The 14,837-nt window shown below is 62.0% G+C and carries 14 protein-coding genes; 5 read left to right on the forward strand and 9 right to left on the reverse strand.

What is annotated here, in order from left to right:
* The first annotated feature begins 35 nt into the window (after positions 1-35).
* The 3 genes from zwf to edd all read left to right on the forward strand — a co-directional run bounded on the left by zwf (position 36) and on the right by edd (position 4,111).
* The gene (gene zwf, locus GGD57_RS07085; protein ID WP_184468231.1) at positions 36-1,511 is read left to right on the forward strand and encodes a glucose-6-phosphate dehydrogenase; all 1,476 of its coding nucleotides are present in this window, start codon (positions 36-38) and stop codon (positions 1,509-1,511) included.
* A gap of 10 nt (positions 1,512-1,521) precedes the next feature.
* Entirely contained in the window at positions 1,522-2,220 is a 699-nt protein-coding gene (pgl, locus tag GGD57_RS07090) for a 6-phosphogluconolactonase (RefSeq protein WP_184468233.1), read from the forward strand.
* Positions 2,221-2,287: 67 nt separating this feature from the next.
* Positions 2,288-4,111, forward strand: a complete 1,824-nt coding sequence (gene edd / locus GGD57_RS07095; RefSeq protein ID WP_184468235.1) for a phosphogluconate dehydratase — start codon at positions 2,288-2,290, stop codon at positions 4,109-4,111.
* 61 nt (positions 4,112-4,172) lie between these two features.
* Here the strand turns inward: edd and arsC are convergent, their stop codons facing one another.
* The 3 genes from arsC to GGD57_RS07110 are packed head-to-tail and all read right to left on the reverse strand — an operon-like array spanning position 4,173 to position 5,691.
* Entirely contained in the window at positions 4,173-4,595 is a 423-nt protein-coding gene (arsC, locus tag GGD57_RS07100) for an arsenate reductase (glutaredoxin) (protein ID WP_184468238.1), read from the reverse strand.
* Complete coding sequence (locus GGD57_RS07105; protein ID WP_184468240.1) at positions 4,592-5,287, reverse strand: MIP/aquaporin family protein; 696 nt, start codon at positions 5,285-5,287, stop codon at positions 4,592-4,594. Before GGD57_RS07105 ends, arsC begins: the two co-directional genes overlap by 4 nt.
* Entirely contained in the window at positions 5,287-5,691 is a 405-nt protein-coding gene (locus tag GGD57_RS07110; RefSeq protein ID WP_184468242.1) for an ArsR/SmtB family transcription factor, read from the reverse strand. The genes GGD57_RS07105 and GGD57_RS07110 overlap by 1 nt, the downstream gene beginning before the upstream one ends.
* Positions 5,692-5,733: 42 nt before the next feature.
* On the opposite strand from GGD57_RS07110, the gene GGD57_RS07115 reads away from it, so the two are divergent.
* Complete coding sequence (locus tag GGD57_RS07115) at positions 5,734-6,252, forward strand: DUF6428 family protein (RefSeq protein ID WP_184468244.1); 519 nt, start codon at positions 5,734-5,736, stop codon at positions 6,250-6,252.
* A gap of 159 nt (positions 6,253-6,411) precedes the next feature.
* Here the strand turns inward: GGD57_RS07115 and GGD57_RS07120 are convergent, their stop codons facing one another.
* From GGD57_RS07120 to GGD57_RS07145, 6 genes are all read right to left on the reverse strand, one after another.
* Entirely contained in the window at positions 6,412-6,765 is a 354-nt protein-coding gene (locus GGD57_RS07120; protein WP_008523602.1) for a hypothetical protein, read from the reverse strand.
* A gap of 176 nt (positions 6,766-6,941) precedes the next feature.
* Positions 6,942-8,030, reverse strand: a complete 1,089-nt coding sequence (locus GGD57_RS07125) for an ABC transporter ATP-binding protein (RefSeq protein ID WP_184468245.1) — start codon at positions 8,028-8,030, stop codon at positions 6,942-6,944.
* 18 nt (positions 8,031-8,048) lie between these two features.
* Positions 8,049-9,701: an alpha-glucosidase gene (locus GGD57_RS07130; RefSeq protein ID WP_184468247.1), complete on the reverse strand. Its 1,653-nt coding sequence runs from the start codon at positions 9,699-9,701 to the stop codon at positions 8,049-8,051.
* 34 nt (positions 9,702-9,735) lie between these two features.
* Positions 9,736-10,899, reverse strand: a complete 1,164-nt coding sequence (locus GGD57_RS07135; RefSeq protein WP_184468249.1) for a carbohydrate ABC transporter permease — start codon at positions 10,897-10,899, stop codon at positions 9,736-9,738.
* A gap of 1 nt (position 10,900) precedes the next feature.
* Positions 10,901-11,914, reverse strand: a complete 1,014-nt coding sequence (locus GGD57_RS07140) for a carbohydrate ABC transporter permease (protein WP_184468251.1) — start codon at positions 11,912-11,914, stop codon at positions 10,901-10,903.
* A gap of 179 nt (positions 11,915-12,093) precedes the next feature.
* On the reverse strand, positions 12,094-13,455 hold the full coding sequence (locus tag GGD57_RS07145) for an ABC transporter substrate-binding protein (protein ID WP_184468253.1): 1,362 nt from the start codon (positions 13,453-13,455) through the stop codon (positions 12,094-12,096).
* A 297-nt stretch (positions 13,456-13,752) separates the two neighbouring features.
* Between GGD57_RS07145 and GGD57_RS07150 the strand changes: the two genes are divergently transcribed.
* Entirely contained in the window at positions 13,753-14,778 is a 1,026-nt protein-coding gene (locus GGD57_RS07150) for a substrate-binding domain-containing protein (RefSeq protein ID WP_184468256.1), read from the forward strand.
* Positions 14,779-14,837: the final 59 nt, after the last annotated feature.

The raw sequence follows: 14,837 nt of genomic DNA on the forward strand, positions 1-14,837 counted from the left end.
AGGGCCGCCAACCAGCATGATTGAGAGACAAGCTCATGAGCAGCCAGATCATTCCCGTTGAGCCTTTTGATTACGTCGTCTTCGGCGGCAGCGGCGACCTTGCCGAACGCAAGCTTCTGCCGGCGCTCTATCATCGCCAGATCGAGGGCCAGTTCTCCGAACCGACCCGCATCATCGGCGCCTCGCGCAGCCCGCTTTCGCATGAGGAATACCGCAAATTCGCCAAGGACGCGCTGAAGGAGCACCTGAAGAAGGGTGAGTATGACGAAGCCGAGGTGGAGAAGTTCTGTGCCCGCCTCTCCTACGTTTCGGTCGACGCCCGCACCGATACCGGCTGGGATCAGCTGAAGAAGCTGCTCGACGAGGGCAAGGATCGCGTGCGCGCCTTCTATCTCGCCGTCGCGCCCGGCATCTTCGGCGATATTTCGCAGAAGATCCACGACCACAAGCTGATCACCAAATCGACCCGCATCGTCGTCGAAAAGCCGATCGGCCGCGACCTCGCCTCGGCGCTGCAGCTGAACGACACGATCGGCCGCGCCTTCAAGGAAGAACAGATCTTCCGCATCGACCACTATCTCGGCAAGGAAACGGTGCAGAACCTGATGGCGCTGCGCTTTGCCAACGCGCTCTATGAGCCGCTGTGGAACGCCAACTACATCGATCACGTGCAGATCACCGTGGCCGAAGCGGTCGGCCTGGAAGGTCGCGCCGGCTACTACGATACAGCCGGCGCATTGCGCGACATGGTGCAGAACCACATTCTGCAGCTGCTCTGCCTGACGGCGATGGAAGTGCCCTCGTCGATGGATTCGGAAGCCGTCCGCGACGAGAAGCTGAAGGTGCTGCGCGCACTGAAGCCGCTCAATGCCTCCAATGTCGAGCAGGCGACGGTGCGCGGCCAGTATCGCGCCGGCGCATCGGGCAGCGGCCCGGTCAAAGGCTATCTCGAAGAGCTCGAAGGCGGCGTCTCGAACACCGAGACCTTCGTCGCCATCAAGGCGGAGATCAACAACTGGCGCTGGGCCGGCGTTCCCTTCTACATCAGAACCGGCAAGCGCCTGACCGGCCGCATGTCGGAGATCGTCATCACCTTCAAGCCGATCCCGCATGCGATCTTCGACCAGGCCGCCGGGCGCATCGTTGCCAACCAGCTGATCATCCGGCTGCAGCCGGACGAGGGCGTCAAGCAGTCGCTGATGATCAAGGATCCGGGCCCGGGGGGCATGCGCCTGCGCAACGTCTCACTCGACATGAGCTTCGCCCAGGCCTTCAACGTCCGCAATCCCGACGCTTACGAGCGCCTGCTGATGGACGTGGTCCGCTCCAACCAGACCTTGTTCATGCGCCGTGACGAAGTCGAAGCCGCATGGAAATGGGTGGATCCGATCCTCAAGGGTTGGGAGACGACCGGCCAGCAGGTGCAGGGCTATACGGCCGGCACCTGGGGCCCGAGTCAGGCCATCGCGCTGATCGAGCGCGACGGCCGCACCTGGCACGACGATATCTAGGACGAAACCGATGGCATCGACCCTGCATTCCTTCGCTAGCGCCGCAGACCTTGCCGGCAACCTCGCCGACAAGGTCGCCGATAGGCTTTCGGCGGCAATCGCAGCCCGCGGAACGGCGTCGATCGCCGTTTCCGGCGGCTCGACGCCGAAGGCCTTCTTCCAGGCGCTGTCGACACGCGACCTCGCCTGGGACAAGGTAACGATCACGCTCGTCGACGAGCGTTTCGTGCCGGCCGACAATCCGCGCTCGAACCATCTGCTGGTCGATGCCAATCTCTTGCAGAACAAGGCGAAGTCGGCGCGTTTCGTGCCGCTTTACCAGCCCGCGGCCAACGTCGAGGAGGCCGCCCGGCTGGCGACGGAAAAGAGCGCCGAGATCGGCATTCCCTTCGACGTCGTCATCCTCGGCATGGGCGGCGACGGCCACACGGCCTCGTTCTTTCCCGGCGGCAGCAATCTTGCCAAGGCGCTCGATGCATCGACGCCGCGCGGCATCATCACCATGGAAGCGGAAGGGGCCGGCGAGCCGCGCCTGACCTTCACCTTCTCCAGTCTTCAGGATGCCGCACTTCTGGTTCTCCATATTGAGGGCGAAGGTAAAAAAGACGTTCTCGCCAAGGCAGAAGGCAAGGGCGAAGAGGCGGAAATGCCGATCCGCGCCATTCTGCGCCGGGCCACTTCCCCGGTCGAGATCTACTGGGCTCCCTGATCGGCCTGACAGGCCGCCGGAGCCGGCGAACACATAGAGACGAACCAGAACAAGGCAGGGATTTTCCATGTCCGCTCACGCACGCATTGCTGCGATTACGAACCGCATTGTCGAACGCTCGAAGCCGACCCGCGAGCGCTATCTCGAACGCCTGCGCGCTGCAGCCTCCCAGGGTGTGCAGCGCTCGGTGCTCGGCTGCGCCAACCTTGCCCACGGCTTCGCAGTCTGTTCCCCCGCCGACAAGGATGCGCTCGCCGGTGACCGCATCCCCAATCTCGGCATCATCACTGCCTATAACGACATGCTCTCGGCCCACCAGCCGTTTGAGACCTATCCGGCGATCATCCGCGAAGCGGCCGCTCAGGCCGGCGGCGTGGCGCAGGTCGCCGGCGGCGTTCCGGCCATGTGCGACGGCGTCACCCAGGGACAGCCGGGCATGGAGCTTTCGCTGTTCTCGCGCGATCTGATCGCCATGTCGGCAGGCGTCGGCCTGTCGCACAATATGTTCGATGCCGCCCTCTTCCTCGGCGTCTGCGACAAGATCGTGCCGGGCCTCGTCATTGCGGCATTGTCCTTCGGGCATCTGCCGTCGATCTTCGTTCCCGCCGGCCCGATGACGACAGGTCTGCCGAACGACGAGAAGTCGCGCGTGCGCCAGCTTTTCGCCGAAGGCAAGGTCGGCCGCGCCGAACTGCTGGAAGCGGAATCGAAGTCCTATCACGGCCCCGGCACCTGCACCTTCTACGGCACCGCGAACTCCAACCAGATGCTAATGGAGATCATGGGCTTCCACATGCCCGGCTCCTCCTTCATCAATCCCGGCACGCCGCTGCGCGAAGCGCTGACACGCGAAGCCGCCAAGCGGGCCTTGGCGATCACCGCGCTCGGCAACGAGTTCACGCCGGCCGGCGAGATGATCGACGAGCGCTCGGTCGTCAATGGTGTCGTCGGCCTGCATGCGACCGGCGGCTCGACCAATCACACGCTGCACCTCGTCGCCATGGCGCGGGCAGCCGGCATCCAGCTTACCTGGCAGGATATCGCCGAGCTTTCGGAAGTCGTCCCGCTGCTGGCCCGCGTCTATCCGAACGGGCTTGCCGACGTGAACCATTTCCAGGCGGCCGGCGGCATGGGCTTCCTTATCAAGGAACTGTTGAAGCACGGCCTGGTGCATGACGACGTGCGCACCGTCTTCGGCCAGGGCCTCGAAGCCTATACGGTCGATGCCCGTCTTGGCGAAAACGGCGGCGTCCTGCGCGAGCCGTCGCCGGAAAAGAGCCACGACCCCAAGGTGCTCTCCAGCATCGAAACACCCTTCCAGGCAAATGGCGGGCTGAAGATGCTGCGCGGCAATCTCGGCAAGGCTGTTATCAAGATCTCGGCGGTCAAGCCGGAACGCCACATCATCGAGGCGCCGGCGATCGTCTTCCATAGCCAGCAGGAACTGCAGGACGCCTTCAAGGAAGGCAAGCTCAACCGCGATTTCATCGCGGTCGTGCGCTTCCAGGGCCCGAAGGCGAACGGCATGCCGGAACTGCACAAGCTGACGCCGCCGCTCGGCGTGCTGCAGGACCGCGGTTTCCGCGTGGCGCTCCTGACCGACGGGCGCATGTCCGGCGCATCCGGCAAGGTGCCGGCGGCGATCCACGTCACCCCGGAAGCGGTCGACGGCGGCCCGATCGCCCGCATCCGCGACGGCGATATCATTCGCCTGGACGCGATCAAGGGCACGCTCGAGCTGCTCGTCGATGCGGCCGATATGGCCGAGCGCGAGCCGGTGACCGTCGATCTCTCCGACAATGAATTCGGCATGGGCCGCGAGCTCTTCGCACCCTTCCGCCGCGCCGTCGGCGCTTCGGATCAGGGCGCGAGCGTGCTGTTCCACAGCTGAATCGGCGGCAAAAGCGTTACAGCGCCGCGTGCCTTTTCAGACGTGCGGCGCTGTCGGTACGTCAGACAAGGCGCTGTCCGTGCTCGTCGAGCACCTTCTCGCCGTCCTCCTTGGTGAAAGGCCCCTTGTGGGTGTCCGGCAGGATGTCGAGAACCGCTTCCGACGGCCGCGCCAGGCGGGTCCCAAGCGGCGTGATGACGAACGGGCGATTGATGAGGATCGGATCCTTCATCATGGCCTCGAGCAACTGATCGTCAGTGAGGTTCGGATCATCGAGGCCGAGTTCCGCGTAGGGTGTGTCCTTTTCCCGGATCGCCTGGCGAACCGTCAGGCCGGCATCGGCGATCATTTTTGCAAGTTCGTCGCGTGACGGCGGCGAGGCGAGATATTCGATGACGGTCGGCTCGATGCCGGCATTTCGGATCATTGCCAGCGTATTGCGCGACGTGCCGCAGTCCGGATTGTGGTAAATCGTGACGTTCATGGTTTCGCCTCTGACGATACGGTTGAGGAAGCATTTGGATGCAAGAGCCAGGTGAACAGCAGGAGCGCTGCAATCGCGCCGGCGATCTCGGCGATCCAAAACCCGGAAAGATCGACAGGGCGAATGCCGGAGAAGGTATTCGTCAGCGAGCGGGCCAGCGCGACAGCGGGATTGGCAAAGGAGGTCGAGGCCGTGAACCAGTATGCCGCGGCAATGTAGAGCCCTACCAGCCACGGCACCGCTTTCTGTTCGAACTTGATGCCGGCAAGGATAACGGCGACCAGACCGAAGGTCGCCACGGCTTCGGAGAACCATTGCGCCCCTCCGGTTCGAACCTTTGTGGATAGTTCCACCAATTGCAGTTCGAACATCAGATGCGCGGCGATGGTGCCGACTATGCCACCGATGATCTGTGCGAGGACGTAACCGGCAAAATCACGCCTCGGCAATTCGCGCGAGATCGCAAAGATCATTGAGACCACCGGATTGAAGTGCGCGCCGGAGATCGGCCCGAGCACGGTAATGAGCACCACAAGGATTGCGCCGGTCGCCAGCGTATTCCCCAGCAGCGCCAGACCGATGTCCTGCGTCAGCGACGCGGCCATGATGCCGGAGCCGACAACCGTTGCTACCAGCATGGCAGTGCCAAATCCCTCGGCGACGAGCCGGCGCGGCAGATCGAAGCCGTTCATCAGCTCGCCTCGGATGGTTTTACGGTCGCGCCTTCCATGGCACCGGTCTGTCGAAGGTGGGTTTCCGACGCCGGAGCGCAGCAGGCGGCGACTTCTGCAGCCGGTGCGCAAATTTCAGGACGGCCGCCACAGCAGTCTTCCATCAGGAAGCGGACGAGACCGCTGAGGGTTTCGTAGTTTGCGGTGTAAATGATCGATCGGGATTCCCGCTTTTGGTCGATCAATCCTGAGCGCTCCAGCTCCTTCAGGTGGAAGGAGACGTTTGATGGTGAGACCTCCGCCTTTTCAGCGATCAAACCAGCCGCCATGCCCTCCGGACCGGCGATCACCAGCATACGGACAATCCGAAGCCGGGTTTCCTGCGAGAGTGCCGCGAATGAGACGAGGGCTTGACGTTGATCCATATTTCAACAATCCTTGAATAATTGAAACAAGGATTAACGCAGATGAACGCGATCGACAACCGCAAAATGCAGAAGGACGATATCTGCCTCGGCGACCTTATGGGCGCGCTCAAGGCGGCCAGGAACTCATCGCTGATTTTCTACTATGACGGCCGCCCGGTGAAACCCGGCTACCACGTCACGGAGGTGAAGGCGGGCCGGTTCTCAGCGCTTGATTGCGGCGGCAATCCGGAAGTCTGGACGGAGATCTTTATCCAGCTCTGGGATATAGAAGAGGGAGATCGCAGCCATATGCCTGCCGGCAAATTCGATGGGATTATCCGCAAGGTCACGGAGCACGTAGAGCTCGAGGATAGTGCAAAACTAACCTTCGAAGTCAGCGACGGCGTGCAGCCATTGCGGCTCTACTGCGCTGCGTCGCCAACGCTTGGCGCGGGCAGCATCCACGTCGAGCTGTCGCCGCGGCCGGCCAGCTGCAAGCCGCGGGACCGCTGGCTTGCCGAGCAGCAAGCTCAATCGTGCTGCGGCCCTTCGACGGGAAAGAGTGCATGCTGCGCCTGATGTGCAATCCGTCGTCAGTTGAGTGCTCAGGGGATAAAGCAACATCGTCGGACAGGACGAGCGCTGTCAGAGCGAAGCCGAACTTGACGACCCGGCAAACAAAAACCCGCGAGGCGCGCAAAGCACTCGCGGGTTTTCTGTATCAGTCCCGGCTATCCGTCAGGCGCGGATATCGAGCACGTAGTCGCGGTGCGCCGGATGGGTGCTGTAAACGAAGATCTTGTTCAGTTCCTTCTGCGTCAGCAGGCGCAGGAAGCGGACTTCGACCGTATTGTTGGCGTTGACCTTCATCAGCAGGCAGCCGACCTTGGTGATGCGGGCATCCGGAATATCCAGATAGAACTGCTTCGGCAGGTTGAACTGGGTCAGGATCGCCAGTGTCGCGCTGCTCATCGAAATCCGGACAATATCGCAGCGGCGCGAAGCCGCGTGCATGACGCCCTTTTCCGTATATTCGATGCGCGCGGCATTCATCGTATCCTCCATTTTGAACCGCGCCTCGCGGTCGTACATGAAGGATTCTTCCTTGCTCAGGAAATGAGACTTTGGCTGTGACGGATTGGAAGCGGCCACTTGCTTATCCCCCTCATAAATTGACTGGGAAAAGGTAGCAGCCGTTCTTTAACAGAAAGTGAGAATTGGGCCTGTCGCGCACAATTCTTACGATTATCACCCCAAAAATGGGCGTCTCATTTCCGGTAGGTATGACCGGTCGCGTCAAAGAGGTGCAGCTTCTGCCGGTCGGCGGCAAAGCGCATCCTCTGACCCTTGTGGACATCGTAGATGCCGGGCAGCTTGACGACGATCGGCTCACCCGGGACCAGGCCCTCGATATAGAGCAGCGTCACTTCGCCGAGCGCTTCGACGATCGACACCTCGCCCTCGAAAAGATAGTCGGCGCCATCGGCAATCCTCAGATCCTCCGGGCGGACGCCGAAGCTCGCCTGCTTGCCTTTCTCGGACGCGTCGGTCGCCACGTCCAATGTCACCGACATGCCGCCGGTCAGCGTCACCGTCGTCTGGCTCCCGGTGCCGGCGACCGTCGCCGGGATGATATTCATGGCCGGCGAGCCGATGAATTTCGCAACGAAGAGGTTGGCCGGGCGCTCATAGAGTTCCAGCGGTGCACCGACCTGCTCGATATTGCCGGCGGAGAGAACGACGATACGGTCGGCAAGCGTCATCGCCTCGACCTGGTCGTGGGTCACGTAGATCATCGTCGTATCGGCCATCTGTTCGTTCAGGCGGGCGATCTCGATGCGGGTGGCGACGCGCAGCGCGGCATCGAGGTTGGACAGGGGCTCGTCGAACAGGAAGACCTTCGGATCGCGGCAAATGGCGCGGCCGATCGCCACGCGCTGGCGCTGGCCGCCGGAGAGCGCCTTCGGCAGGCGGTCGAGATATTTGGTCAGTTGCAGGCTCTCGGCCGCGGCCCGCACGCGGCGGTCGATCTCCTGCTTGTTTTCGCCGGCGATCTTCATGCCGAAGGCCATGTTGTCGAAGACGGTCATGTGCGGATAGAGCGCATAGGACTGGAAGACCATGGCGATGCCGCGCTTGGAGGGCGGCACGTCATTGACGAGATGGCCGTCAATATACATCTCGCCGCCGGTGATCGCCTCGAGACCGGCGATCATGCGCAGAAGCGTGGACTTGCCGCAGCCCGACGGACCGACGAAGACGATGAACTCGCCTTGCTTGATATCGAGGTCGATCCCGTGGAGAACGTCCACGGAACCGTAGGATTTGCGGATATCCTTCAGCGTCAGTCCAGTCATGTCTCTCTCCCCTGATCCTTAAGCCAGACGGGCGAAATACGCCCCCCAGGCCGGAATATCGATCTTGTCGCCATAGTTGTTGCTGATAAAGCCATGCCCCGTCAACGCCTGCCATTCTCCCGCAGGCAAGATGACGTCTGTTTCGGCCGGGCTCATGTTGAAGATGCAAAGCAGCTTCTCATTGCCGTATTCACGGGTGAAGACCAGCGCGTCGCCCTGCGGCTCGTCGAACTCGATCTCGCCCTTGGCAAAAGCCGGGTGCAGCTTGCGGAAGGCGATGAAGCGGCGATAGTGTTCCAGCACCGAGGTCTCGTCGCCCTGCTGGACGCTGACGGCGCGGAGAATATGCTCGACCGGCACCGGTAGCCAGGGCTTGACGGTGGAGAAACCGCCTTGGGCGACCTGGCTGTCCCAGACCATCGGCGTGCGGCAGCCGTCGCGGCCCTTGAATTCCGGCCAGAACTGGATGCCATAGGGATCCTGAAGATCCTGATAGGCGAGATCTGCCTCGGTCAATGCCAGCTCCTCGCCCTGATAGAGGCAGACAGAGCCGCGCAGCGTCATGAGCAGCGAGGCATAGAGCTTGGCGAAGGCGTCGTGATCGGCGACCAGCCCGCCCCAGCGGCTGACATGGCGCACGACATCGTGGTTGGAAAAAGCCCAACAGGCCCAGCCATCGGGTGCTGCGGCTTCGAAATCCTGCATCACCTCTTCGACGCGTTCGGCCGTCAGCGGATCGGGCGCCAGGAATTCGAAGGCATAACACATATGCATCTTGTCGTTTCCGGAGGTATATTCGCCGACGATTTCAAGACCGCGCTGGCTGTCGCCAACCTCGCCGACGGCGGCGATCGCCGGGAATTCCTCGAGAACGGCGCGGAAGCGCTTCAGGAAGGCAAGGTTCTCCGGCCGGTTCTTGTCGTAGATATGCTCCTGGAAATTATAGGGATTGACCGCCGGCGCCGTCGAGGCGTTGCGGCGTTCGGGGGCAAGCGCCGGATTGTCGCGCAGAAGCGGATCGTGGAAATAGAAATTGATGGTGTCGAGGCGAAAGCCGTCGACGCCGCGATTGAGCCAGAAGCGCACGACGTCGAGCAGACGATCCTGCACTTCCGGATTGTGCAGGTTCATATCCGGCTGCGAGGTCAGGAAGTTATGCAGGTAATATTGCATGCGCGTCGGATCCCACGCCCATGCCGAGCCGCCGAAGATCGACAGCCAGTTGTTCGGGGGCGTACCGTCCGGCTTGGCGTCGGCCCAGACATACCAGTCGGCCTTGGCGTTGGTCTTGCTGGAGCGGCTTTGCACGAACCAGGGATGCTGATCTGAGCTGTGGGAGATGACGAGGTCGATCATCACCCGGATGCCGAGGCGATGGGCCTCAGCGATCATCGTGTCGAAATCCACCAGCGTGCCGAAGATCGAATCGACATTCTCATAGTCGGAGACGTCGTAGCCGAAATCGCGCATCGGCGAGGTGAAGAAGGGCGAGATCCAGATCGCATCGACGCCGAGGCTTGCCACATGCGGCAAGCGGGCGGTGATGCCCTTCAGGTCGCCGATGCCGTCGCCGTTCGAATCCTGGTAGGAGCGCGGGTAGATCTGGTAGATCACCGCGCCGCGCCACCAGTCCTTGTCAGGGGTCGAGATCGATTGGGAAGCCACGTTCATGGGATATCCTGTCTGAAATCACGTTCGGAAATGGTCAGCCTCCCTTGACCGAACCGGCCAGCAGACCGCGCACCAGATAACGCTGCAGCCCGAAGAAGACGAGCAGCGGCACGATGATGGTGACGAAGGCCGACGCCGTCAGAATCTCCCAATTGCCGCCGCGCGAGCCGAGCAGCGCGTTGAGGCTGCCGGTCAGCACGAGGTGGTCCTTGTCGGTGCCGAGGAAGACCATGGCGACGAGAAGGTCGTTCCACACCCACAGGAACTGGAAGATGGCGAAGGAGGCGAGTGCCGGGAAGGACAGAGGCAATACGATGCGGGTGAAGATCTCGAAGTCGCTGGCGCCATCGACGCGGGCGGATTCGATGATCTCCTTCGGCAGGCCGGCGATATAGGCCCGCAGGAGATAGATGGCGAGCGGCATGCCGAAGGCGGTATGCGCCAGCCAGATGCCGGGATAGGTCTTCGACGGCTGGCCGAGCATGGTGCCGATCTCGTTATAGAGACGCAACAGCGGGATCAGCGACATCTGCAGCGGCACGACGATGAGGCCGACGACGAGCGCGATCAACAGCGCCCGGCCGGGAAATTCCATCCAGCTCAGCGCATAGGCTGCAAAAGCGGCAATCAGGATCGGAATGATCGTCGCCGGGATCGTTACCGTCAGCGAATTGATGAAGGACTGGCCGATGCCCTCGCCGGTCAGAACGGTCTTATAGTTCTGCATGGTGAATTCCGGCGGCGCCGAGACGGAGGCATAGATGCGCCGCGGGCGTTCATCGGGCGAAAAAGCCGCATTCTTCACATAGCGGTAGCTGCCGTCGCTGTTGATCTGCAGGGTTTCGCCGTCGCCGAGATCGGCGGTCTCGCCGGCCTCGAAGGCGGCCGGCTGCTGCACGCGGTTGCCGAAGGCCTTGACCGAGCGGCCGGTCTGGCCTTCCAGCACGTTGCCTGAAATGACGTAGACAGTCCCTTCCTGCTTCTGCTGGTCCGGCGTGCCGAGACGGACGGCGACGGTCTGCGTCGAGCCGACGAAGGCCGTCCACCAGCCGGAGACGACGATCTGGTCCTTGTCGCGCAGCGCGCTGACGAAGATGCCGAGCGTCGGGATCAGCCAGACGATGACGATCAGCAGAACGGCGGCGTGAACGAAGAGGCGGGCGGGGCCGATCTTGAAGTAGCTTCCGGCAGCGGTCATCTCAATGCCCCTTCAGTTCGCGATTGGCGCGGCGCACATTCCAGACCATGATCGGCGTGACGGCGAGCATGATGATGATGGCGATGACGGCGCTTCGGCCGGAATCGCCGCCGCCGCGGAACATCCAGTCGAACATCAGGTTGGCCAGAACCATCGTCTGCCACTGGCCGTTGGTCATGGTCAGCACGATATCGAAGACCTTGAGGACGAGGATCGTGATCGTCGTCCAGACGACGGCGATGGAGCCCCAGACCTGCGGCACCATGATGCGCCAGAAGATCTGCCAGCCATTGGCGCCGTCGATGACGGCGGCCTCGATCGTCTCCTCGGGGATGCCGCGAAGTGCCGCCGACAGGATGACCATGGCAAAACCGGTCTGGATCCAGATCAGGATGACCATCAGGAAGAAGTTGTTCCAGAAGGGTATGGAGATCCACACCTCGGGCGTGCCGCCGAAGGTCTGGACGATGGCGTTCAGCAGGCCGATCTGGACGTCGTTGCTGCCGCGATATTCATAGATGAATTTCCAGATGACCGAGGCGCCGACAAAGGAGATCGCCATCGGCATGAAGACGATGCTCTTGGCGATATTACCCCACCAGATGCGATCGGTCATCACGGCGATGACGAGGCCGAAGAAGGTGCAGGCGGCCGGCACGACGGCAAGCCAGAGGATGTTGTTGAAGATCGACTGGCGGAATTCGCGGTCGTTCAGGGCCCACAGGTAGTTCGTCGCGCCGACGAACTGGTTGCCCGACCGGTCGTAGAAGGACAGGATGAAGGTCGCAACGACGGGATAAACAAGGTAGACGATCAACAGGAAGAGCGCCGGACCGAGGAACAGCCAGGGGCGGATCATCGCGCGCCGATTCAGGTTGCGCGAGGCCTGACGGATGTCACCGTCCTTCACCGGCAGGGCGAGATCGAGAGCCATGTTCGAGAAAAAGAAATAGGCCGAGCACGCGATAACGGCCCCGACCACGACGCCCAAAGCGGACACAATCTGCAACAGCATTTCGCCCCTCCCCTGCTTCCCCTGATCTTATTCCGACCGGTTGTTATTCTGACGGGTCAGCGCCGGTCATCGTCAATCTTTGATTGCCCAAAATATATGATGCGTTGGCCGGGCTGCTTGCGAACCCGGCCAGTCATGCAAGCCATGCCGCCGGCAAGCCGGCGGCACCGTTTTGAGGATTACTTGATGCCGTCCCAGGCGCTCTGGATTTCGGTTGCGGCGTCCTGCGCGGACTTGCCGCCGACGAAATCGACCATGCCCGTCCAGAAGGCGCCGGCGCCGATCTTGCCCGGCATCAGGTCGGAACCGTCGAAGCGGAAGGTGGTGGCGGATGTCAGGATCTCGCCTTCCTTCTTCATCTGCGGATTGGCATAGGCCTCGGTGCTGACGCCCTTATACGGGGTCAGGAAGCTCGACTGCGCCATCCAGACCTCGTGTGCGATCGGGGTCTTCAGGAAGTCGATGAAGGCACGGGCCGTCTTCGAGTCCTTGGCGATCGAGACGAGCGTGCCGGCGCCGAGAACCGGCTTGCCGAGTTCGGGATGCGACGCGAAGGTCGGCATGTAGAAGAAGTCGGCATCCTGGCCGAGCTTCGTGCCCTCAGGGAAGAAGGACGGAATGAACGAGGCCTGATGGTGCATGTAGCACTTCGGCGGAACCGCGAAGAGGCCCTTCGGGCTGTCGCGGAAATCGGTCGAGGCCACGGCCGCGACGCCGCCGTCGACATATTTCTCGTTCTTGGCGAACTTGCCGAATTCGTCGATCGCGGCAACGACGGCCGGATCGGTGAACTTCAGCTCGTTGGTCGTCCACTTGTCATAGGCTTCCGGCGGCTGGGTGCGCAGCATGATGTCCTCGACCCAGTCGGTCGCCGGCCAGCCGGTGGCGCCGCCGGAACCGAGACCGATGCACCAGGGAACGCCGCCGTCCTTGACGATCTGATCGGTCAGGGCATGCAGCTCTTCCATCGTCGTCGGGATCTTGTAGCCGGCCTCTTCGAAATTCTCCGGAACATACCAGACCAGCGACTTCACGTCGGCCTTGTAAGGGAAGGCGTAGAAGGCTTCCTTGCCGTCCTTGCCCTTGTAGGTGCCGTAACCAACCCAGCTGTCGCCGGCGCCGTAATTGTCCTTGATCCACTTGGAGTTGTCATCTCCGAGCGGCGTCAGGAAGCCCTTGCTGGCGAGATCGGCCAGGAGGCCCGGCTGCGGCAGGATGGCGACGTTCGGCGGCGAGCCCGCCTGCGTGTCGATGACGATCTGCTGTTCGTAATTTTCGGAAGAGGAATATTTGGCTTCGATGCCGGTGGCTTCGGTGAAATAGGCAAGAACGCTCATGAAGAACGCCTCGTCCTCGCCGCGCCACGGTCCGAAGATCGTCAGCGGCTGACCCTTCAGATCGGCATGCGCGGCCTTGAATTCGTCATAGCTCTTCCAATTGAACTTGGAATCCTGTCCCGGGGCAAATTTCAGATCGGCCGCGGACGCAGCACCGGCAAAAAGCGCCGCCACGGCAACGCCCATCAAAAATGACTTTTTCATGTGATCATCCTCCCATCACAATCCCAACCGCGCCGAATTCCCTCAAAAAGAAATTTCAAAGCGCTTTGACACCCAACTCATTTCACTTTCGGTGGAACGGAGTCAAGTCATTTCGCGAAAACCGGCTGTGCACAGGCGGAATATCGCAGCGCAGCAGCGCCTGTCGGGAAATATGGAGCGATTTTTCTTGAGTCAAGCGCACCAAATGCTACATAATTGAAAGCGCTTTGGATGCCCCGGGGAGGCGACAAGCCTTTTCAAGACGGCTAAAGAGCGGGCGGGGAGGAAGCATCGCAGGTGAACCTCAAGCAGCTATCGGAATTGCTGGGACTGTCGCAGACGACGGTGAGCCGAGCGCTCAACGGCTATCCCGAGGTCAACGAGGCGACCCGGGAGCGTGTGCTCCAGGCCGTCAAGGAAACCGGATACCGGCCGAACAAGGCGGCGCAGCGGCTGGCGACCGGCAAGGCGGGCTCGATCGGCCTTGTCATGCCGACGGCGCCCGGCCACCAGTCCGACGTGCATTTCGGCGAATTCCTGGCCGGGCTCGGCGAGGAGGCGGTGCGCCACGATTTCCATTTCGTCATCATGCCGGCCGACCCCGACGACGAGGTGGCGGCACTGCGGCGCCTTGCGATCAGCGGCAATGTCGATGCGCTGTTCGTCGCCTATATGCGCGGCCACGATCCGCGGCTTCCCATGCTGAAATCGCTCTCCATCCCCTATGTCGTGCATGGCCGCTCCTTCGGTTCGGAGCCCGACTATCCCTATCTCGACATCGACAATGAGGGCGCCTTCTACGATGCGACGCGGCTCCTGCTGCAGCTCGGCCATACGCGCTTTGCGCTGATGAACGGACCGATGCATCTGGATTTCGCCATCCGCAGAAGAAACGGCGTGGTCGCTGCCCTTGCCGAGCGCGGGCTCGCGCTCGAGGAGGATTGCGTCAGCCACGCGCTGATGACCGACGAACAGGGGCTGCTGGCGATGGAACAGTTCCTGCAACTGCCGCAGCGGCCGACGGCGATCCTCTGCTCCAGCACGGTGCTGGCGCTTGGCGCGATCCGCGCGGTCAACCAGGCGGGATTGCGGCTCGGCGAGGATATTTCGCTGATCGCCCATGACGACGTGCTGCCGCTGTTGAAGCCGGAAAACTTCTCGGTGCCGCTGACGACGACGCGCTCCTCGCTCAGAGCCGCCGGCGCCCGCATCGCCCAGCGGCTGATCGGCACGGTGAAACAGGCCGGCCCTTTCCCCGACCAGGAACTCTGGAAGACCGAGCTGATCGTCAGGGCCTCGACCGGCCCTGCCCCGCAGGTCTAAAGCGCGTCGCGATCTTTCAGATTCGCTCTGGCGCTTTAGCTCCTTGTTTTTAAGCATGT

The sequence above is a fragment of the Rhizobium esperanzae genome, from assembly GCF_014197615.1.
Classification (GTDB): Bacteria; Pseudomonadota; Alphaproteobacteria; order Rhizobiales; family Rhizobiaceae; genus Rhizobium; species Rhizobium esperanzae_A.